The organism is Pseudomonas protegens, assembly GCF_003732485.1.
Taxonomy (GTDB): Bacteria; Pseudomonadota; Gammaproteobacteria; order Pseudomonadales; family Pseudomonadaceae; genus Aquipseudomonas; species Aquipseudomonas protegens_B.
In genome coordinates this window covers 396,536-417,180 of sequence record NZ_MOAK01000081.1, presented here as the reverse complement: position 1 = coordinate 417,180, position 20,645 = coordinate 396,536, and the positions used below count along the sequence as shown (strand labels likewise).

General features: G+C 65.9%; 16 protein-coding genes. 13 read left to right on the top strand and 3 right to left on the bottom strand.

Annotated elements, in window-relative coordinates; translation table 11 throughout:
• Window positions 1-110: 110 nt before the first annotated feature.
• Genes BLX41_RS25690 through BLX41_RS25675 form a run of 4 tightly spaced genes read left to right on the top strand, consistent with a single transcriptional unit; the run spans window position 111 to window position 10,254 of the window.
• Complete coding sequence (locus BLX41_RS25690; protein WP_123727142.1) at window positions 111-1,949, top strand: AAA family ATPase; 1,839 nt, start codon at window positions 111-113, stop codon at window positions 1,947-1,949.
• The gene (locus BLX41_RS25685) at window positions 1,946-2,590 is read left to right on the top strand and encodes a 4Fe-4S cluster-binding domain-containing protein (protein WP_123727141.1); all 645 of its coding nucleotides are present in this window, start codon (window positions 1,946-1,948) and stop codon (window positions 2,588-2,590) included. Before BLX41_RS25690 ends, BLX41_RS25685 begins: the two co-directional genes overlap by 4 nt.
• Before the next feature lie 15 nt (window positions 2,591-2,605).
• Window positions 2,606-8,923, top strand: a complete 6,318-nt coding sequence (locus tag BLX41_RS25680) for an AAA domain-containing protein (protein ID WP_123727140.1) — start codon at window positions 2,606-2,608, stop codon at window positions 8,921-8,923.
• Entirely contained in the window at window positions 8,920-10,254 is a 1,335-nt protein-coding gene (locus BLX41_RS25675; protein ID WP_123727139.1) for a coiled-coil domain-containing protein, read from the top strand. Before BLX41_RS25680 ends, BLX41_RS25675 begins: the two co-directional genes overlap by 4 nt.
• Before the next feature lie 254 nt (window positions 10,255-10,508).
• Here the strand turns inward: BLX41_RS25675 and BLX41_RS25670 are convergent, their stop codons facing one another.
• From BLX41_RS25670 to BLX41_RS25660, 3 genes are all read right to left on the bottom strand, one after another.
• Window positions 10,509-11,279: a MetQ/NlpA family ABC transporter substrate-binding protein gene (locus BLX41_RS25670; protein WP_123727138.1), complete on the bottom strand. Its 771-nt coding sequence runs from the start codon at window positions 11,277-11,279 to the stop codon at window positions 10,509-10,511.
• 82 nt (window positions 11,280-11,361) lie between these two features.
• Entirely contained in the window at window positions 11,362-12,027 is a 666-nt protein-coding gene (locus tag BLX41_RS25665; RefSeq protein ID WP_123727137.1) for a methionine ABC transporter permease, read from the bottom strand.
• Window positions 12,028-12,031: 4 nt separating this feature from the next.
• A complete protein-coding gene (locus BLX41_RS25660; protein ID WP_123727136.1) occupies window positions 12,032-13,255 on the bottom strand; it encodes an SfnB family sulfur acquisition oxidoreductase in 1,224 nt (407 codons plus the stop codon).
• 282 nt (window positions 13,256-13,537) lie between these two features.
• On the opposite strand from BLX41_RS25660, the gene BLX41_RS25655 reads away from it, so the two are divergent.
• The 9 genes from BLX41_RS25655 (at window position 13,538) to BLX41_RS25615 (ending at window position 20,614) form a co-directional block, all read left to right on the top strand.
• Entirely contained in the window at window positions 13,538-14,005 is a 468-nt protein-coding gene (locus BLX41_RS25655; protein ID WP_123727135.1) for a VOC family protein, read from the top strand.
• Between the two features lie 347 nt (window positions 14,006-14,352).
• A complete protein-coding gene (locus BLX41_RS25650; RefSeq protein ID WP_123727134.1) occupies window positions 14,353-15,576 on the top strand; it encodes a PepSY-associated TM helix domain-containing protein in 1,224 nt (407 codons plus the stop codon).
• Complete coding sequence (locus BLX41_RS25645; protein WP_123727133.1) at window positions 15,573-16,112, top strand: thiamine pyrophosphate-binding protein; 540 nt, start codon at window positions 15,573-15,575, stop codon at window positions 16,110-16,112. The genes BLX41_RS25650 and BLX41_RS25645 overlap by 4 nt, the downstream gene beginning before the upstream one ends.
• Complete coding sequence (locus BLX41_RS25640; protein WP_123727132.1) at window positions 16,112-16,450, top strand: hypothetical protein; 339 nt, start codon at window positions 16,112-16,114, stop codon at window positions 16,448-16,450. The genes BLX41_RS25645 and BLX41_RS25640 overlap by 1 nt, the downstream gene beginning before the upstream one ends.
• Window positions 16,447-17,019, top strand: a complete 573-nt coding sequence (locus tag BLX41_RS25635; RefSeq protein WP_123727131.1) for a DUF6162 family protein — start codon at window positions 16,447-16,449, stop codon at window positions 17,017-17,019. Before BLX41_RS25640 ends, BLX41_RS25635 begins: the two co-directional genes overlap by 4 nt.
• 36 nt (window positions 17,020-17,055) lie before the next feature.
• Complete coding sequence (locus BLX41_RS25630; RefSeq protein WP_123727130.1) at window positions 17,056-17,985, top strand: metal ABC transporter substrate-binding protein; 930 nt, start codon at window positions 17,056-17,058, stop codon at window positions 17,983-17,985.
• Window positions 17,982-18,725 carry a metal ABC transporter ATP-binding protein gene (locus BLX41_RS25625; protein WP_123727129.1) on the top strand — a complete coding sequence of 248 codons (744 nt, stop codon included), beginning with the start codon at window positions 17,982-17,984 and terminating at the stop codon, window positions 18,723-18,725. The genes BLX41_RS25630 and BLX41_RS25625 overlap by 4 nt, the downstream gene beginning before the upstream one ends.
• On the top strand, window positions 18,725-19,624 hold the full coding sequence (locus tag BLX41_RS25620; RefSeq protein WP_011062450.1) for a metal ABC transporter permease: 900 nt from the start codon (window positions 18,725-18,727) through the stop codon (window positions 19,622-19,624). The genes BLX41_RS25625 and BLX41_RS25620 overlap by 1 nt, the downstream gene beginning before the upstream one ends.
• Complete coding sequence (locus BLX41_RS25615) at window positions 19,625-20,614, top strand: metal ABC transporter solute-binding protein, Zn/Mn family (RefSeq protein WP_123727128.1); 990 nt, start codon at window positions 19,625-19,627, stop codon at window positions 20,612-20,614.
• The last annotated feature ends 31 nt before the right edge of the window (window positions 20,615-20,645 follow it).

The following is a 20,645-nucleotide window of genomic DNA, read 5'->3' as shown; positions in this document are numbered from 1 at the left end:
AGCCAGATTCCCACTCAGCGCTGACAGGTAAGAAAACCTGTGGAGCATCGTAAGTAAAAACGTCCCTATGCTAATGTCGCGTCCTGCTTCCTACGACGAGCTCCGCTTCCATGCCAAGGACTGCCTCCTTCGAAAAGCCACGCTGGCTGCGCGATCTGCTGCGCTTTCTGCCCCTGAAAAGCCAGTTCGTACTGTCCGGCAACGTCCGCGACCTGCAAGCCAGTGAGGTGGCCCCCGGGGTCATTACCCCCCAGCCCTTCAACCTCAATCTGCGCGACGAACTGCTGGCGGTGGGCTATGCCCAGGTGCTGAGCTGGGACCCCCTTGGCGGCCTGCGCGTGCTGCTGCCTCCGGGCAGCGAACCGGCCCAGGCCGACAACCTGCTGCGCGAGCTGGGCCTGACCCCGGTGGAAGGAGCGGCGCCGGCCGGCCTCGATCTACTGGCGGCCACCTTGCCGCGCCTGGTGGAGCGCCAAGGCGCCCCCCTGGCCCTGATTGTCGACTTTGCATCACGCCTGGTGATCCGCAATGACGCCCTGAGCGCCGCCGAGCACCAACTGTTCACCCAGGCCCTGGTGCTGTCCCACCAGGCCCGCAGCCGCCCGGCCGGGGAGCAGCGCACGCCGTTCTTCAACAGCATCCTCTGGGTGGTGGAAAAGGAAGGCGACCTGCCCGACTGGATGCTGATCGACAACCCGCGCCTGCGCCCGATTCCCGTATCGAAACCCGACCAGCAGGCCCGCCAGGCCCTGGCACCGGCGCTGTTGCGAGGCCTGCCCGGCGCCCAGGAGGCTAGCGAAGAAAGCCGCGACAACGCGGTGCGAGCCTTCGTTGAGAATACCGAAGGCCTGCTGCTGCTCGACCTCAACGCGATCGTCCAACTGGCCCGGGTCGAAGGCCTGGCCATGGAGCGCATTGGCGACGCGGTGCGCCGCTATAAAGTCGGCGTCACCGAAGACCCCTGGCTGAAGATCGACCGCCAGCGCATTCGCCAGGCCGACGACTTCATCCGCCAGCGGGTCAAGGGCCAGGCCCACGCGGTGACCCACATGCTGGATATCGTCAAGCGCGCCATGACCGGGGTCGGCGCCAGCCGCAAGGGCAATCGCCCCCGTGGCGTGGCCTTTCTGGCCGGGCCCACCGGGGTCGGCAAGACCGAACTGGCCAAGACCATCACCAGCCTGCTGTTTGGTGATGAAAGCGCTTACATCCGCTTCGATATGTCGGAATTCAGCGCCGAACACGCCGACCAGCGCCTGGTCGGCGCACCGCCCGGCTATGTCGGCTACGACGTGGGCGGCGAACTGACCAACGCGATCCGCGAAAAGCCTTTCAGCGTGGTGCTGTTCGACGAGATCGAGAAGGCTCACCCACGGATCCTCGACAAGTTCCTGCAGATCCTCGACGACGGCGTGCTCACCTCCGGTCGCGGCGATCGCGTGTACTTCTCCGAAGCGCTGATCGTCTTCACCTCGAACCTGGGCATCTACCGCCAGGGCGACAACGGCGAGCGAGTCGCCAACGTCCAGCCCGGCGAAGCCTTCGAGGCCGTGCAGGGCAAGGTCCAGGGCGAGATCGAACGTTATTTCAAACTGGTGCTCAACCGTCCGGAAATCCTCAACCGGATCGGCGAGAACATCATTGTCTTCGACTTCATCCGCCCGGACATCGCCGAGCAGATCTTCCAGCAGATGGTCGGCAACATCCTCGCCGACCTGGCGGCCCAGGCACTGCATGTGCAACTCGATGACCCGTCCCTGAACAACCTGCGCCAGCTGTGCCTGCAGGACCTGTCCAACGGCGGCCGGGGCATTCGCAACCAGTTGGAGGCGCACCTGCTCAACCCCCTGGCCCGGGCCCTGTTCGACCAGGATGCCCAGCCCGGCCAATCCTTCGAAATCCGCCAACTGCAGGCCGGCGGCCTGCAACTGCTTGCCCGCGCCTCGTGAACATCAGCCTGTCGCGGGTGCACTTCCCGGTCACCACCCTGGGGCCGGGACAGCGCCTGGGCCTGTGGTTCCAAGGCTGCAGCATCCGTTGTGAAGGCTGCATTTCCGCGGACACCTGGGGGCCGGGCAAGCAGCCATTGCCGTTGAGCCAGGTGCTGCACGACCTGCAACCCTGGCTGGCCCGGGCCGAAGGCATCACCCTGTCCGGTGGCGAGCCCTTCGACCAGCCCGAGGCGCTACTGGCCCTGCTTAGAGCCCTGCGCGAACGCACCCAGGTCGACATCCTGGTCTACAGCGGGCACTCCCTGGAAACCCTGCAACCGCTGCTTGAACAAGCCGAAGGCCTGCTGGATGCACTGATCTGCGACCCCTTCGAGCAACAACAGGCGCAAACGCTGGTCCTACGGGGCAGCGACAACCAGCGCCTGATCCTCTTGACCGAGCTGGGCCGCCAGCGTCTGTCCGCCTACCAGCGCCCGCTGCACCGCGAGGACCGCGCGCTGGATGTGATGTTCGACGACAACGGCAGTGTCTGGATGGCTGGAATCCCTCGGCGTGACGACGTGCTGCGTCTGCGCGACCTGCTGCACGACCAGGGCCACCAACTCCAGATCAGCGCCCACACCTCACGCCGCCGTTAACCGGAACCGCTACCGATGATACGTTTTTGCCCCAATTGCCAGACTGAACGCTCACTGGCCGAAATCTTCTGCGAAGGGCGGGTCGACAACCGGGCCTGCGGCTGGGAACTCTCCGCCGAAGCGATTCATCCCGAAGGCTGGCGCCCACAGCCGGTCATCACCCTCGAAGCGCTTGAGCCGCAGCCCCCGGTCGCGGCGGACAGCGGCTCCCCCCTGCTCTGCGGCAACGGTCATGCCATGGCGGACGGCGACTTGATGTGCCTGGTCTGCGGCGCCGATCCGCTCGCCCCGGAGCAACAGCCACCCGCCGCGCCCCCAGCCGCCGACAGTGAAACCGTGATCGACGGCTGGCGCCTGTTGCGGCAGATCAGCAGCGGCGGCGTGCGCGAGCGCTTTATCGCCGAGCACCGTGAAACCGCCCACCAGGCGGTACTGACCCTCTACCAGGCCGGCGCCGAACCCGATCCCTCGGTGTACGAAGCCCTCAAGCGCCTGCCCCGGGAACACGTGCCGGAGATCATCCACACTGGCCGTTGGGACGAGCGCGCCTTCGAAGTGGCCGAGGAACTCACCGGCGGCACCCTGGCCGATCTGGGGATCGTGGTCAGCGACAGGGCCGCGGTGCAGCACATCGTCAGTGAACTGGGCCAGGCCCTGCATGCCTTCAGCGAAGCCGGCCTGCGCCACCGCGACCTGCGTCCCGCGACCTTGCTGGTGCGCAGCCGTGAGCCCCTGGACCTGGTGATCAGCGGCTTCGGTTCGGCGCGGCTGTCGGAGTTCGACCTGGACATCGTCTCGCCTCTGGAAACCAGCCGCTACATGGCCCCCGAAGCCATCGCCGGAGGCGTGGCCGCCGCCTCCGACTGGTGGAGCCTGGGGATGATCCTGCTGGAACAGTTGACCCAGGGTGAGTGCTTCGCCGGCATCAATGCCAACGCCTACCTGATTCACATCCTGGCCAATGGCGTAATGCTGCCGGACGACCTCGACCCGCGCCTGGAGCTGCTGCTGCGCGGCCTGCTGGCCCGGGACCGTCACCAGCGCTGGCAATGGCCCCAGGTGCAGGCCTGGCTCCAGGGCGAAAGCCCCAGCGTACCGGACTCGGTCGCCAGCGAAGAGGACGCCGACGAAGGCGCCAGCATCGCCCTGGGCAGCCGGCGCTTTCGCCGGCCGGGGCCGTTCGCCCTGGCGGCCGCCGAGGTCGAGCACTGGCCCCAGGCCCTGGATCACCTGTTGCGTGGGGTGATCGTCACCTGGGCCGAACAGGCCGGTTTGCCCGCACGGCAGCTGGCGGGCCTGCGCCAGGTGGCCCAGCACGAAGGGCTGGACGATGACACCCGGCTGATGCTCGCCTTGAAACTGCTGAACCCGGAAATGCCCCTGATCCAGCGCGGCGAGATCGTCACCCCCGGCTGGTTGCTGGAGCATCCCCTGGACGGTTACCGCTTGATCAGCGGCCCGGCCCCGGACCTGCTGGAACGCCTGGAGACCGAGCACTGGCTGTCGCGGCTCAAGCTGCGGGCCGAACAGGTACGCCAGCGCGCCCAGCACCAGGCCATCGAACTGGACGAGGAGCAACTGCGCATCTACCTGCTCTCCAGCTCCCGCGCCCGTCTGGCCGCACAGTGGGAAGAACGCCAGCGCCTGCTGCCGGACAGCGAGCACAACGGCATCCTGTCCCTGGCGGACCGCCGCTCCATCAGCGAAGAAGACCTGATCGTGCTGCTCAGTGCCGCCATCGGTCAGTTCCGCTCGGTGGACGCCATCCTGGAGGAGGCCACCACCCTGGCCCGCGAGGCCGTGGTCCTGAGCTTCGATGCCGATAGCGCCCGCGCACTGCTGGGGCTGCCGCGCCCGGCCTTGTACCGTGAAATCGACGAACGCATCAGCGGCTTCGCCCGCTGTGGCGTGCCGAGCATCGATGAGTGGGCCGAGCAATTTCGCCTGGAACGGCGCATGCCCCTGGCCAAGGCCCTGGTGCTGCTGGCCATCGGCGCCGAGCAGTGGCTGGAACCGCAAAAGCAGCATTACGTTTCGCAGATCCTCGACTTCTTCGAGAAAAAGGTCGCCAGCGTGGTGCTACGCGGCCCGCTGGTGCGCATGAGCATCGGCAAGACCACCGCCCGGGTCGACCTCAACGAATTGCACAGCGAGCGCAGCCCGGCCCCGGCGCTACTGGATCACCTGATCGCGCGCAACGCCCAGCCCATCACCCTCGACCCGGCGTGCTTCGCCGAGAACCCGCAGTTGGATGCGCGGCTCAACAGCCTGTACCGCCAGAGCTCGCTGTACAAACGCGACACCGGGATCGATGGCCTGTACCTGGGCTTCCCCTTCCTTCTGACCCGGGACCCGCGGGGCACCACCCGCACCCGCATCGCACCCTTGCTGCTGTGGCCGGTCAAGCTGCTGCTGGAAGTCGGCAGCCGCGGCAAGGTGGCCCTGGTCTTCGACAGCGAGCGTGAAGAGGTGCGCCTCAACCCGGGGCTCGACACCTTGCTGGGCATTGATGCCGCCAAGCTCTGGCGCAAGGCCGCCGACGAACTGCTGGGGCGCTCGGCGCTCAAGGCCGCCGACGTCATGGACGCCTTCGGCATGCTGGCCACAGCCAGCTCCCGAGTGCTCGGCAGCCTGCCGCCGCCGAGCACCGAAGTGCAGCCCTACCAGGATCAACTGGCCTGTGCCGCCGTGCTGTTCCATGTGGCCTTCATGGGCCAGGCCATTGGCGAGGACCTGCGCCAGCTCAAGGCCCTGCCTCCCGGCGGCACCGGCCTGGAAACCGCCCTGCGCCTGAGTCCGACGGAACCAGACAGCAGCGACAGCCAGGCCACCCCGCTCCCGCCTGAACTGCAGCGCTTCTTTACCGTGGCCAGCGACCCTTCCCAGGAAGCCGCGGTGCTCCAGGCCCGCCAGGCCCCCGGGTTACTGGTGGAGGGCCCGCCCGGCACCGGCAAGAGCCAGACCATCGTTAACATGGTGGCCGATGCCATCGGTCGCCAGCGCAGCCTGCTGATCGTCTGCCAGAAGCACGCCGCCCTGGAAGTGGTACACAAGCGCCTGGTGGCCGAGGGCCTGGGCAACCGGGTGGTGATGCTCAACGACATCAACCGCGACCGTGAACCGGTGATCCGCAGTGTCCGCGAACAGCTCGAAGCCCTGTTCAAGAGCGATGCCGCCCAGCAACCCTGGCTGCACCAGCGCGAACGCCTGGCGGCGCGGATCGAAGCCCTGGAGGGCGACCTGGATCGCTTCCACCAGAGCCTGCACCGCATCGATGAACACTGTGGCTTGAGCTACCGCCAGTTGATCGGCGAACTGATCGGCCTGGAACAGGGGCCTGCGCCACTGGATGTTCCGGTCTTGCGCCAGCACCTGGCCGCCCTGGACATCGCCGACCTGACGCGCCTGGAAGAAGCCTGTGCGCCGCTGATCCGCCTGTGGCTGCCGGCCCGCTATGAACACAGCGCCCTGGCCCAACTCCAGGCCTTCCCCACTGACGCAGCCACCCTGCAAGCGTTCAACCAGGGCTTTGAGCGCCTGTTGAGCGGCGAGGAGCTGCGCCTGGAAACCCTGCAGGCGCACCCGGCCGACTTCGAAGTCGACGACCCGGCGCCCTACCGCGCCTGGCTCGAGCAGCACCTGCACAGCCTGCTGGGCCTGGACGATGAGCGCCGCCAACGGCTGGCGCGCTGGCTCCCCCTGTTCCGTGGCAATAACGGCCAAGCAGCGCAAGGCGATGGGCTGATCCTGGCGCTGCAGGCCCTGCGCCAACAACTGGAGCAATGCGACACGGCGGCCCACCAGGACAGCCTGGCGCCGGGCCTCAGCGCCCTGCCCGCGGCCCAGCTGCGCACTCTGCAGCAACGCGCCCGCGCCGTGATCCAGGGTCGCTCCTGGCTGGCACGCCTCAACCCGCTGCGCCTGATCCGCCAGCGCAAGCTGTTGGCCTTCCTCGCCGAACAGGGCGCCCCGGCCGAACCGCAGCGCCTGCCGGAACTGCTGGCGGCGGCCCTGCTGGAAAGCCAGTGGCGCCCATTGCGCGCGCAGTTGCAGCAACTGCATCAGCAACTGAGCCTTGCAGATATCCCCAACGACTGTGGTCCGGGCCTGCTGCCGCAGGTACGCCAGGACCTGGGGCAACTGGACGAAATGCGCACTCTAGCCGCGGCGCTGGCGCAAGCGCCCCAGGTCCAGCAACTGGACGCCGTGATACTGACCGGTGAGCGGCGATCACTGGACAGCCTGCTGGCCGGTTATGACGCGGCCTTTATCCGCCACAGCGTGCGCCAGGACAGCCTGAATGCCCTGCAACGCCTGAATCAGTGGCTGCAACCGGAGCTGCTGGGCCAACTGCGCCAGCGCGTGGAGCTCAACCAAAGCAATCAGTTGCCTCTCAATCGCCTGCGCGAAGCCTTGCCGACCCTGAGCGCCTACCAGGCGTTCCGCGCCCGGGCCGGCCAGCTGGCGCCGGCAGACCTGGAGTTGCTGGGGGTACTGCGGGACTACCAAGCAACGCTCGACGAGATTCCCGCCGAGCAACTGGAAGCTGTGGTCCGGCGCATGCTCAACCGTGAAGCGCGGCTGGGCTGGAAACGCCAGATCGAACAACGCCAACCCGAACTGATGCTGGAGCACAGTGAAACCGCGGCGAAGATCGCCAGCCTCGGGGAAGCCGACACCCAGATGCGCAGCCTCAACCGCCAACTGCTCAGTGAAGGCATCGAGCTGTCGCGCCTGGGCACCCGCAAACAATGGGAAGACGTCACCCGCCTCACCGGACGGCGTTCGCGCAGGCTGCGCGAGTTCATGGAGATGGGCGCGGGACTGGGGCTGATGAGCCTGCGACCGGTGTGGCTGATGAACCCGGACGTGGCCAGCCGGGTGCTGCCGCTCAAGCCCGGGCTGTTCGATATCGTGATCTACGACGAGGCCTCGCAGATGCCGGTGGAGTTCGCCCTGCCGACCCTGTACCGGGGTCGGGTCACGGTGGTCAGCGGCGACGAGAAGCAGATGCCGCCCACCGCCTTCTTCTCCAGCCGGGTGGAAAGCGACGAGGCCGAACTCTTCGATGGCGACCAGCCGGACGCCGATGCCGACGAGGAACAACGGGAAGCCTTCGAAGACACCTGGAACCGCCGCGAAATCAAGGACTGCCCGGATCTGCTGCAACTGGCTCGCAGCTCGCTACCCTCCACCACCCTGCAGATCCACTACCGCTCGGCCTACCGCGAGCTGATCGGTTTCTCCAACGCATCGTTCTACGGCAACCGCCTGAGCATCCCGGTACGCCATCCCCAGGCCAATATCCTCGCCATCAAGCCGCTGGAGCTGATCCGCGTGGACGGCGTCTATCAGCAGCAGGTCAACCCCGACGAGGCCGAACGGGTGGTCGACTACCTGGCCGAGCTCTGGCAAGCGCCCTACGCCGAACGGCCCTCGGTGGGCGTGGTGACCTTCAACCGCAAGCAGGCCGACCTGATCGAGGAGCGCCTGGAGCTGCGCGCCGAGCAGGACCCGGCGTTTCGTGCGGCCTACAGCCAGGAGCGCGAACGCAGCGAGGACGGCGAGGACATGTCGGTGTTCGTCAAGAACGTCGAGAACGTCCAGGGCGATGAGCGCGACATCATCGTGTTCTCCTCGACCTTCGGGCGTAACAGCCAGGGCAGTTTCCGGCGCAACTTCGGGGTCCTGGGACAAACCGGCGGTGAACGCCGGCTCAATGTGGCGGTGACCCGGGCCCGGCGCAAAGTGGTGATGATCACCTCGATGCCGATTGCCGATATCTCCGACATGCTCACCACCCAGCGCCCACCCGCCAGCCCGCGAGACTACCTGCAAGGCTACCTGGAGTACGCCCGAGCCCTGTCGGCCGGTGAGTTCGCCAGCGGCCACAACCTGCTGGGGCGCCTGGTCACCGAGCGCCAGGATGCAAAGGTCCAGCACAACGCCCACAGCGACGGTTTCACCCAGGCGGTGGCGGCGTTCATCCGCACCCTGGGCTGGAGCCCGGTCAGCGCCAACGAAGGGGATGCCTTTGGCCTGGACTTTGCCATCGAGCATCCCGATACCGGGCTCTATGCCCTGGGCATCGAATGCGACACCCCGCGCCATGGGCTGCTGACCCGCGCCCGCTCCCGGGAAATCTGGCGGCCATCGGTACTGCGCCGGGCCATTCCCCATCTGCATCGGGTCTCGTCGCAGGCCTGGTACCACGACCCGCAAAGCGAACGCGCTCGCCTGCAGGCCGCCATCGAGCAGGCCTTGCAGCCGCTGGCCGGCAGCGCATCACAGACGCAACCCCAAGCCCTGGCTGACACGGAGCAAACCCCATGAGCGGCCCGAAAGTGGTGCGTATCGTCACCCGCGAAGAAATCCTGGAAATCTGCGCCGGCCACCTGCGGCGCCTGGAGCAAGCTATTGCCCGCTGGGAAGAGCAGGCACAACGCCTGGGGCAACTGACCGAACAGGAACGGGCCGCCACCCACGAGCGGTTCAAACAGTTGCACCAATTGATCGAGGCCGATCGCCTGCTGGATCTGCAGAAACAGGTGCCGATCGAAATCCAGTACCTCAAGGACGATCTGCAACAGCGGGAAAACCGCGCGGTGCAGCAGGCCACGCAACAGCGCCAACTGGCCCGCCGCCAGCGGGAAAACGCCACCACTCTGCTGGGCGCGCTGCAAGGCAAAGCGCTGCCAACCCAACTGCTGCAACAGTTGCAGGCGCTTGCCGACGGACAGCCCGTGGCGGCTGTCGAGTCGATTCTCGCCCAGGGTTTCGCCAGCCTCGGTGCCACAGCCGAAGAACAGGGCCTGAGCGAGGCACAGCAGCAACTGGCCGGGCGCCTGCAGGGCGAAAGCGCTACCCAGACCCTGGCGCAATGGCGCGCCGCCCATGAACAAAAGGAACCCAGGCTGGAACGCATCGAGCAGCACATTGCCCAGTTGCTGACCCTCGATGATCAGGCCAGTGCCGAACCCTATCTGGCCAAGTTGCGCCAGATAGACGCCGAAACCCGCGAGCAACAGCGCAACCTGCTGCTGGACAGCCTGGTGCTGGAACTGGCCCAGGCCACCCGCGACAGCCATGAACGCCGTGCGCGCCTGGTTCTTCTCCAGGAGCTGGCCAATGAAGTCGCGCTCCTATGTCCCACGGCTGTCGAGCAAGAGCTGGTCCAGGCCGGACAATGCAGCCTGGCCAATATGGCGCCAGTGGATGAGCTGATTGCCCGCTTCAACACACTGATCGAAGCCGAGCTGCAACAACGCGCTGCCCTGGCCCGTCGCCAGGCGGTACTCGAAGGCCTGGCCAGCCTGGGCTACGAAGTTCGCGAGGGCATGGCCACCGCCTGGGCCAAGGACGGTCGAGTGGTGCTGCGCAAGAGCGCCACTCCGGGGTATGGCGTGGAGGTTGGAGGCACGGCCGACAACGGCCGGCTGCAAGTACGTGCGGTCGCCCTCAGCGCCCAGCGCGACACCCAGCGCGACAAAGACATCGAGACCCTCTGGTGCGGCGAATTCCAGCGACTGCAAGCCCTGCTGGCCGCCCAGGGCGACGACCTGAGCATCGAGAAAGCCCTGGCCGTAGGGGCCGTGCCGCTCAAGGAAGTGCAACTGGACGACACCCAGCAGGAGTACCGGGAGCGGGCGCAACAGCGCACCTGACCCGCCTCGCCCTGTGGGAGCCGGATTGCCGGCGAAGGCGATCTCGCGGGCCTCTTCGCTGGCAAGCCAGCTCCTACAATCCGCCTCCCCAGTAGGAGCCGGCTTGCCGGCGAAAGCGATCTCTCGGCCTCTTCGCTGGCAAGCCAGCGCCTACCTATCCGCCTCGCCTGTAGGAGCCGGCTTGCCGGCGAAAGCGATCTCGCGGGTCCCTTCGCTGGCAAGCCAGCTCCTACGGCCGGGGATGGGGCAGATGCTCAGAAGCCGGGGGCGATCTGGCCTTTGTAGCGGGTCAGGATGAATTGGCGCACTGCGTCGGAGTTCAGGGCCTTGGCCAGTTTCTGAATCCGCGGGTCGTTGAGGTTGTCCGGGCGGGCCACCAGAAACTCGATGTACAGGTCCTTGCCCTTCTCTACGATCAAGGCGCTGTTGGTGTCGATCCCGGCTTCCAGGGCGTAGTTGGCGAACACGAACGCCAGGTCCACCTGGCTCACCGAGCGGGCCAGCAAGGCGCCTTCCAGTTCACGGATCTTCAGGTGCTTGGGGTTGTCGACGATGTCACGCGGGGTGGCCAGGGTGTTGCTCGGGTCCTTGAGCTTGATCAGCCCCGCCTCATGCAGCAGCACCAGGGCACGACCGGTGTTCACCGGGTCGTTGGGAATCGACACCGTGGCGCCGTCCTTGAGCTCGGCAATGTGCTTGATCCGGGTGGAATACGCACCGAAGGGCTCGATGTGTACCCCCACCACCGGCACCAGGTCGGTGTGCCGGGTCTTGTTGAAGTCATCGAGGAACGGCCGGTACTGGTAGTAGTTGGCGTCGAGGTTCTTCAGCGCCAGTTGCTGGTTGGGCTGGATGAAGTCGGTGAACACCTTGATCTGCAGGTCCACGCCTTCCTTGGCCAGTTGCGGTTTGACGAACTCGAGGATCTCGGCGTGGGGCACCGGGGTCGCGCCCACCAGCAGCTTTTCGTTGGCGTTGACGCTCAGGGACAGTACGGCGGCCAATACGGCCAGGGTTTTCTTCATGGGTTGCTCCTAAGGAAGAGGCAGGCAGCCGTCGTGGGGCGCACGTGGGGCCGTGTTTCGGGTTGGGTTCAAAGAAATCGCTTCAACGTCGGCTGTAGCGCGCCACCAGGCGATCGCCGGTCATCTGCAGGGCCTGCACCAGCACCAGCAACAGGACCACGGTAACCAGCATCACGTCGGTCTGGAAACGCTGGTAGCCGTAGCGAATCGCCAGGTCCCCCAGCCCGCCACCGCCGATCACCCCGGCCATGGCGGTGTAGTCCACCAGGACGATGGCGGTCACCGTTACCGCTGCCAGCAGGCCGCCTCGGGCTTCGGGCAACAACGTGTGGCGGATGATCTGCCAGGTGCTGCCGCCCATGGCCTGGGTCGCCTCCACCACTCCACGGTCCACCTCCCTCAGGGCGGTTTCCACCAGCCGGGCAAAGAACGGCGTACAGCCCACCACCAGCGGCGGGATGGTGCCCGGCACCCCGAGGGAGGTGCCCACCAGCAGCGTGGTCAGGGGAATCAGCACGATCAGCAGGATGATGAAGGGCAACGAACGCAGCACGTTGACCAGCACCGACAGCACTCGATAGATGCCCTGGGCTTCATGCAACTGGCGCTTGCCGGTGAGAAACAACAGCACCCCCAGCGGCAGCCCCAATAGCACGGTAAAGCCCAGGGCCGCACCGAGCATGCTCAGGGTGTCGAGACAGGCCTGGGCGATATCGGCCCAATAAATGTTCTTGAACCACTCGGCCATGGCGTCAGGACCAGTCGTGGCGCGGTGGCTTGATGTCGTTGAGCAGCCAGTTGCCCACCACGTGGTACTTCCAGCGCACCGGGTCGTGCAGGGTGTGCACCCGGGCATTGCGCCAGTGGCGGTCAAAGTTGTGGCGCTTGAGGGTCGAGCGGGTGCCGCCCAACTCGAACAGCTTGTTGCTGGCCTCGATGGCGATCTCGGTGGTCAGCACCTTGGCCTTGGCCACCGCCAGGGAAGCCAGGGCGACACTGTCTTCATCGGGTGCCGGACGCGCCGCGTCCAGGGCCAGGCCGGCCCGTTCCAACAGGGCTTCGGCGGCCTCCAGGCGGATCTCCAGGGCCCCCACCTGGATGATGGTCAGTGGATCTTCACTGGCCTTTTCCACCCCGGCGTCGATCCACGGCCGGGCGTGCTGACGAACAAAGGCGATGGTGTCCCGTAGCGCCGCCCGGGCGATGCCGGCGTCGATGGCCGCCGTGGTCAGCTGGGCGAAGGGCCCGGCCAGGGTCGGGCTTTCATAGGAACGATAGGTGGGGAACAGGTTGAAGGCCGGCACCAGCAGGTTTTGCGCCAGCACCGTGCCGCTGGACGTGGTGCGCTGGCCGATGCTGTCCCAGTCATCGATCACTACCAGTCCCTCGCTGCCCCGGGGCACAAAGGCCAGTTGCCCGCGGCCCTGCTCGTCCAGAGCCAGCACCGCCAGCCAGTGGGCATACAGCGAACCGGTGCAGTAACCCTTGCGGCCGTTGATCACATAACCATCACCTGAGCGACGGATGCTGGCCTGAATGTCCTGAACGTTCTTGCCGCCGGTTTCCGACAGCGCATTGGCAAAACGGTGGCCTTGCAGGGCCAGGGCAAAAAAATGCGCCTGCTGCTCCGGGGTGCCTTGCAGGCGGATGTCTTCCAGCAGGCAGTAGTGATTCTGCGGGATCTGCCCCAGGGACGGATCGGCGGCGGAAATGATGGCGATCACCTCGGCCAGCACCGCGTAGGACACCTGGGCACCGCCATATTCCCGGGGCACGCTGATGCCCCACAGGCCACTGTTGGAATAGAGGTCGACCACCTGCGACGGCACCTCACGAGTGCGGTCGCGCTCGGCATCCTGCTCCAGCAGGACGGCAGCCACGCGCCGGGCCACGATCAACGCTTCGGCGCCATCACCGATCACATGGGCGGCCGGGGTATGCAGGGGATAAAAGGCAGATTCAGGCAATGAAGACATACAGCGCTCTCGGGCGAATGAAGGTTCTACCCCGTCACTGCAGCTTCTGTGCCGAAAGATCTGGCCTTTGAGTTCAAGGGCTTACAGGTCATCGCTGACGTTTGCCCAGCAGGCCGCCGGACAAATTGCTGGATGGCTGTTGCTGGACCAACAGTGCCTTGCTGTTGCCTGGACGACACCTCGTCGGCCCACACCGGTACCGAAGGTTCCCGGGTATAGAGTGAAAGCGGCTCGATCCGGCGACGGACCCGTTTCCAAAAACAACATCAAGGAGAAACCCAGATGAGCGTCAAACCCATTCCCGAAGGCTTCAGCGGCGTCACTCCGTACCTGGGCATCAAGCGCGCCGCCGAGGCCATCGAGTTCTACAAACAGGCCTTCGGCGCGGTGGAAACCATGCGTCTGGACATGCCCGACGGCAGCGTCGGCCATGCCGAACTGCGCATCGGCGGCTCGGCCATCATGCTCGGCAGCCCCTGCGAAGAAACCCCGATGGACAGCCCGGACACCCACAAGACCTCGGTTGGGCTGCATCTGTATGTCGAGGATGTCGATAGCAGCTTCGCCCGGGCATTGGCCGCCGGCGGCACCGAAGTGTCGGCGCTCAAGGACCAGTTCTATGGCGATCGCAGTGCCAGCCTGCGAGACCCTTTCGGACATGTCTGGTTTCTGGCCAGCCGCAAGGAAGACTTGAGTCCCGAGGAAATCAGCCGCCGCGCGCAGGAAATGTTCCAGCAACAGCCCCACTGACCCGCCCTGACGCCCAGCCGGCGAAGCCCCTCTCACGGCCCTCCTCTTGTAGGAGCCGGCTTGCCGGCGAAGGCGATCTCACGGTCCCCTTCGCTGGCAAGCCAGCTCCTACACCGGTCAGCCGCCCCTGATGCACAAACCGCAAGCCTAGGAAAAACCCCATTTTTACGGGGCTTCCTTGGCTTCGTAACATTTACTTTCATATCGCCTTTCGGGATTTACGATTCTCATTCGTCTTAATTAGATGCAGCAGGCCGCGTTGGCCAAGGCTATGCCCGGTACTTTTGCGCCAGGCCCGGCCCAGGGTTCCAGTGCCGCTCCATTCCTCGAATCAAGACGCCCACTCCATGTCGAAGAAGTCCCGTTCAAAAATCTGGTTTCTGGTGCACAGCTGGCTGGCCCTGCCCATCTGGTTCTTTGTGCTGATCGTCTGCGTTACCGGCACCCTGGCGGTGGTCAGCCAGGAGATCGTGTGGCTGGCCAATCCGGATATCCGTGCCAGCAAACCCAGCGATGATGCGCAGCCGCTCAATTACGACCAGATCGTGGCGGCCATCAAGCAGGCCGAACCCAGCACCCGCATCGATACCATCGTGACCCCGGACGAAAGCCATTTCGCCCTGAGTGTCAGCGTCAGCTACCCGGACGGCCGTTCCCCGACGCTGTACGTCAACCCCTACACCGGGGCAATCCAGGGCACCAGCCCAGAGTTCGATTTCCAGGGTTTCACCCGGGCTCTGCATGGCTGGTGGCTGGTGCCCTTCACCAACGGCTATAGCTGGGGCTGGTACCTGGTGTCGTTCCTGGGCCTGCCGATGCTGATTTCGTTGATCACCGGACTGGTGGTCTACAAGAAATTCTGGAAGGGCTTTCTCAAGCCGACCCTGCGCCTGCGCCATGGGGCACGGATCTTCTGGGGCGACTTCCACCGCCTGAGCGGCATCTGGTCCATCTGGTTTATCACGGTGATTTCGATCACCGGCACCTGGTTCCTGATCGAGGCGGTCCTCGCCGACAACCACGTCAGCATTTCCAGCCAACCCATTGTCCCGGTCATTGCCCGGGAGCAGGTGCCGACCACCACTGACGGCAGCCCGGCACCGATGATCGGCCTGGACCAGGCCATCGGCATCGCCACCCAGAAGATCCCCGGTTTCGACATCAGCTTCGTCAGCCTGCCAAGCAATGCCTACAGCCACCTGTACGTGGGCGGTCGTGGCTGGTACCCGCTGATGTACCAGACCGCCAACATCAACCCCTACACCGGCTCCCTGGACACCTCGCACCTGCTGAGCGACCGCAACACCCTGGAGTTCGTCACCGAGTCCATGCGCCCGCTGCACACCGGCGACTTCGGCGGCCTCTGGATCAAGCTGATCTGGTTCTTCTTCGGCCTGGTGCTGAGCATGATGGTCCTCAGCGGCCTGTTGATCTGGACCAAACGCACCGCCCTGGCCACCGCCAACGCCCTCAAGCGCGAAGAAAAGGCCGCCCGTGCGCGCCCCGCCAGCAAACCCGCCCAGGCACCCGCCCCGGCCATGAGCGCCAAAACCTCGGAGAGCACCCTGTGAGCCAGACCAGCACCGCCACCGCGCCTTCGAACCTGAGCCGGCTTTGGCACAAATGGCGCTTTCACCTGAACATCCTGCTGTTGCTGATTCCCCTGGGCTTCATGCCCAAGTACTTCGCCGACGTCGCATTGTTTCGGGGTGAAAGCGGCCTGGGTGAACGGGAGATCGGTGAAATCCAGGTCGGCCCCTGGAGCCTGCGCCTGGCCGAGATGCGCAACGAAGCGCCGCGCAGCGATGGCCCCGCCGGTTACGTGAAAAGCTTCAACGCCGCCCTGTGCCAGGCCTGCATCGAACCGGTCAAGGCCACCTACCTGCGCATCGGCAAACCCCGCAGCCTGCGGGCCGCCGGGGTGATCTTCTTCGGCAGCCCGTATCGCATGGGGGCCAGCCTGCCCGTCCCGGAAAAGACCAAAGTCGACGCTGAGCTGTGGATCACCATGGAAGGCTGGGACGGCAGCATGCACCAGGCATCCATTCCCCTGAGTCAGGCTTCGCCCGCCACCGTGGCCTGGCTCGAAAAACAAGGAGGCAAATGATGATTCGCGCAGTATCCACCCGGCGCCTCGGCGCCGTTGCCCTGTTGCTGCTGGGCGGCGCCTTCAGCCACAGCGCCCTGGCCCACAACCCGATGTGCGAATGCAAGGCCATCGACGCCGACCAGATTCGCTGCACCGGTGGTTTTTCCGATGGCAGCGGCGCTCCGGGGGTGACCCTGGACGTGATCGGCTACGACGAAACCATCCTGGTGCCGGGCAAGCTGGGGGCCGATTCGACCCTGACCTTCAAGAAGCCCTCCAGCGAGTTCTACGTGCTCTTCGATGCGGGCCCCGGCCACGTGGTCGAGATCGACCAAGCGGATATCGAGGCCCCATGACTCCTGCCACCACCCAGGTCGTGCGCCCCGCCGGCGCCGGCCACGAAACCCTCTATGTACTGTTGTTGTGCGCGCTGATTCTGAGTGTGGCCGCCACTGTGGTGCTGTGGCGCGGCGAAAAAGTCGAAACCGCCAGCGTCGCCAGCCACCAGCTCGACGCCCGCCGCGACCTGAGTGCCGGCGAACAAGGCATCTACGCCGACCTGCGGGTGACCCTCGATGAAATCCACCTGCTGCAGGCCGAAAGCCAGACGCTGCCGAGCCCGGCGCAACTGGCCGAGGAAGGCTTCGCCCCCTTCGCCCAGGACGCCAGCTCGGTGAGCCGTGGTGGCCATGCCTGGCAATTGCAGGATCAGGCCTACCTGGGCCTGAGCCAGAACCCGCAAGTGGCCGGTTCCTTTCTGATGCGCCTGGATACCAAGGATCAGACCAAGGTGGATATCTGGCTCAATCGTGCCCCGTCCGTCACCGTGCCTTTCGATCTCAGCGACACGACGCTGGCCGCCACCGGTTGGCAACAGGTGGTCGCGCAATTCGATGCCGGGGTGACTCGCCAGCATCGTCATTGATCTTTTTGCATTCATCCGAGAGAAGAACGCTTGCCCATGCCTATTTCATCGCAACGCCGCCCATTCCTGCGGGTGCTGCTGGTCAGCCTGCTGGCCCTGGTGCTCAGCCCCCTGGTCAGCGCCGACCCGGCCAAGCGCCTGCGCATCGGTATCACCCTGCACCCCTACTACAGCTACGTGGCCAATATCGTCGGCGACAAGGCCGAGGTGGTGCCGCTGATTCCCGCCGGCTTCAACCCCCACGCCTACGAGCCCCGGGCCGAGGACATCAAGCGCATCGGCAGCCTGGATGTGATCGTGCTCAACGGCGTGGGCCACGATGACTTCGCCGACCGCATGATCGCCGCCAGCGAGCGCCCGGACATCCCGGTGATCGAAGCCAACGAAAACGTGCCGCTGCTGGCCGCCACCGGCGTCGCCGCCCGGGGCGCCGGCAAGGTGGTCAACCCGCACACCTTCCTGTCCATCAGCGCCTCTATCGCCCAGGTCAACAACATCGCCCGGGAGCTGGGCAAGATGGACCCGGCCAACGCCAAGAGCTACACCCAGAACGCCCGAGCCTACGGCAAGCGCCTGCGGCAGATGCGCGCCGATGCCCTGGCCAAGCTGACCCAGGCGCCCAACGCCGACCTGCGGGTAGCCACGGTGCACGCTGCCTATGACTACCTGCTGCGCGAGTTCGGCCTGCAAGTGACCGCGGTGGTGGAGCCGGCCCACGGCATCGAGCCCAGCCCTAGTCAGCTGAAAAAAACCATCGACCAGCTGCGGGAACTGGACGTCAAGGTGATCTTCTCGGAGATGGACTTCCCCTCCACCTACGTCGAGACCATTCAGCGTGAATCCGGGGTCAAGCTCTACCCGCTGTCGCATATCTCCTACGGCGACTACAGCGCCGAGAAATACGAGAAGGAAATGAAGGGCAACCTCGACACCGTGGTCCGGGCCATCCAGGAGGCCGGGGCATGACCGCCATCGAGACCCTGATGCGGGGCCCGGCCATCGAGTTCGATCAGGTCAGCCTGACCCTGGGCCGCACCACCATCCTCGACCGCGTGACCTTCCAGGTCCAGCCCGGCAGCGTGCACGCACTGGTGGGCCCCAACGGCGGCGGCAAGAGTTCGCTGATCAAGACCCTGCTGGGGCAGATGCCGCACCAGGGCCAATTGCGCCTGCAATGGCCGGATGCGCCCGGCACCATCGGCTACGTGCCCCAGGCCCTGGAGTTCGACCGTGGCCTGCCGATGACCGTGGACGATTTCATGGCTGCCATGTGCCAGCGCCGCCCGGCCTTTCTCGGCCTCAGCCGGCATTACGCCCAGGCCATAGGCGAGGCCCTGGAACGGGTCGGCATGCAAGACAAGCGCAAACGGCGCATGGGCGCTCTGTCCGGCGGTGAACGCCAGCGGGTGCTGCTGGCCCAGGGCCTGATCCCGGCCCCGCAACTGCTGGTATTGGACGAACCGATGTCGGCCCTGGACGAAGCCGGTATCCAGGTCTTCGAACGCCTGCTCCACGATTGGCGCCAGAGCGGCATCACCCTGCTGTGGATCGAGCACGACCTGGAAGCGGTGGGCCGTCTGGCGGACCGGGTCACCGGCCTCAACCGTCGGGTGCTGTTCGACGGCCCGGCGCAGCAGACCCTGACCCCGGAGCGCCTGCTCAGCCTGTTCTCCACCCATCCACGAACCGCCGGGAGCGCCGCCTGATGACCTATGAAGCTTTTCGCCTGATGGTCCAGGGCTGGGCTTCGGCCGGCTACCTGCCCGAAGCCCTGGCCTACGGGTTCGTGGTCAATGCATTGCTGGCCGGCCTGCTGATCGGCCCGGTGCTCGGCGGCCTGGGCACGCTGGTGGTGGTCAAGCGCTTCGCCTTCTTCTCCGAAGCGGTAGGCCACGCTGCCCTCACCGGGGTGGCCATCGGCATTCTCCTGGGCGAACCCTACACCGGCCCCTACGGCAGCCTGTTCGGCTACTGCCTGCTGTTCGGCATCCTGCTCAACTACCTGCGCAATCGCACCGGCCTGGCCCCGGACACCCTGATCGGCGTGTTCCTTTCGGTGTCCCTGGCCCTGGGCGCCAGCCTGCTGCTGATCCTGGCCGGCAAGATCAACGTGCACATCCTGGAAAACGTGCTGTTCGGCTCGGTGCTCACGGTCAACGGCAACGACCTGCTGGTGCTCTTGATCGTCGGTGCCCTGGTGCTGGGCCTGAGCCTGCCGCTGTACAACCGCATCATGCTGGCCAGCTTCAACCCACAGCTGGCGGCCGTGCGCGGCGTCGCCGTGAAGACCCTGGACTACCTGTTCGTGATCCTGGTGACCCTGATCACCGTGGCCGCGGTCAAGGTCATCGGCGCCATCCTGGTGGGCGCGCTGCTGGTGATTCCGGCCGCTGCCGCCCGCTTGCTCAGCCAGTCGCTCAAGGGCTTCTTCTGGATCTCGGTGAGCATCGCCACCGTCAGCACCTTGTGCGGCATCCTGCTGCCGATCGTCTTCGACCTGCCGGTGCCCTCCGGCGCGGCAATCATCCTGGTGGCCGGCGTGGCCTTCGCCCTGGCCGCCATCGCCCGCGGCACCGTCCCCAGCCTGAAAGGGAATATCGGATAAATGCACAGTTCATTGCGTCACTTGTCATTGCCTCAACTGAGCCTGGCCCTGGTCCTCGGCGGCCTTACCAGCAGCCCGGCCCTGGCCGAGCGCGACCACTTCGAACCGATGCGCGTGGTGGCCAGCCACGGCATGGGCAATACCGCGCTGCACAGCGCCACCTCGGAAAAACCGCTGACGGTGCTGGCCTCGCTGCCGGTGACCTTCGGCCTGGGGCAGATCCTGCTGCAAGGCACCCACGTCAAGCTGGAGCGGGCGGCCCCGGCCAACCTGCCAGGCTCGCGACAGACCGCCTACTTCACCGGGCGCGGCGCCCCGGCCCTGAGCAAACTGGCGTTGAATGCCGACGCGGTGATCGGCCTGCGCTCGATCTGGCCGGACGACCCGCTGTACCCCAACGCCCGGCGCAGCAACATCCGCATCGTCGAGATCGACGCCGCACGCCCGGTGGACGGCGCCCTGCCGGGGGTGGCCCTGCAACCGGGCAAGAGCGACGGGCTCAACACCCAGCCCTGGCTGTCCAGCAACAACCTGGGGCGCATGGCCGACGTACTCGCGGCCGACCTCGCACGCCTGGCCCCCGAAGCCAAGCCACAGATCGAGAGCAACCTGGCAGGGCTGAAACAACGCTTGCTCAAACTCAGCGCCGACAGCGAAGCGCGCCTGGCCGAGGCCGATAACCTCAGCGTGCTGAGCCTCTCCGAGCACTTTGGCTATCTGGTCAGCGGCCTGAACCTGGAACTGGTGGAAGTCGACGCCCGCGCCGACAACGAATGGACGCCCGAAGCGCTGCAGAAGCTGCAAGCCCGGCTCAAGGACAACGATGTGGCCGTGGTCCTGCACCATCGCCAGCCGTCCGATGCCCTGAAAGCCGCTGTCAGCGCCGGCGGCAGCCAGTTGCTGGTACTGGAAACCGACAGCGCCGACCCGCTCGGCGAACTGGAAGGCAACCTGCAGAAAGTCACCCAGGCCCTGGCCCCGAAAAGCTGAGCCCATCCCCGTCGCTGCTGCCGCCTGTTCG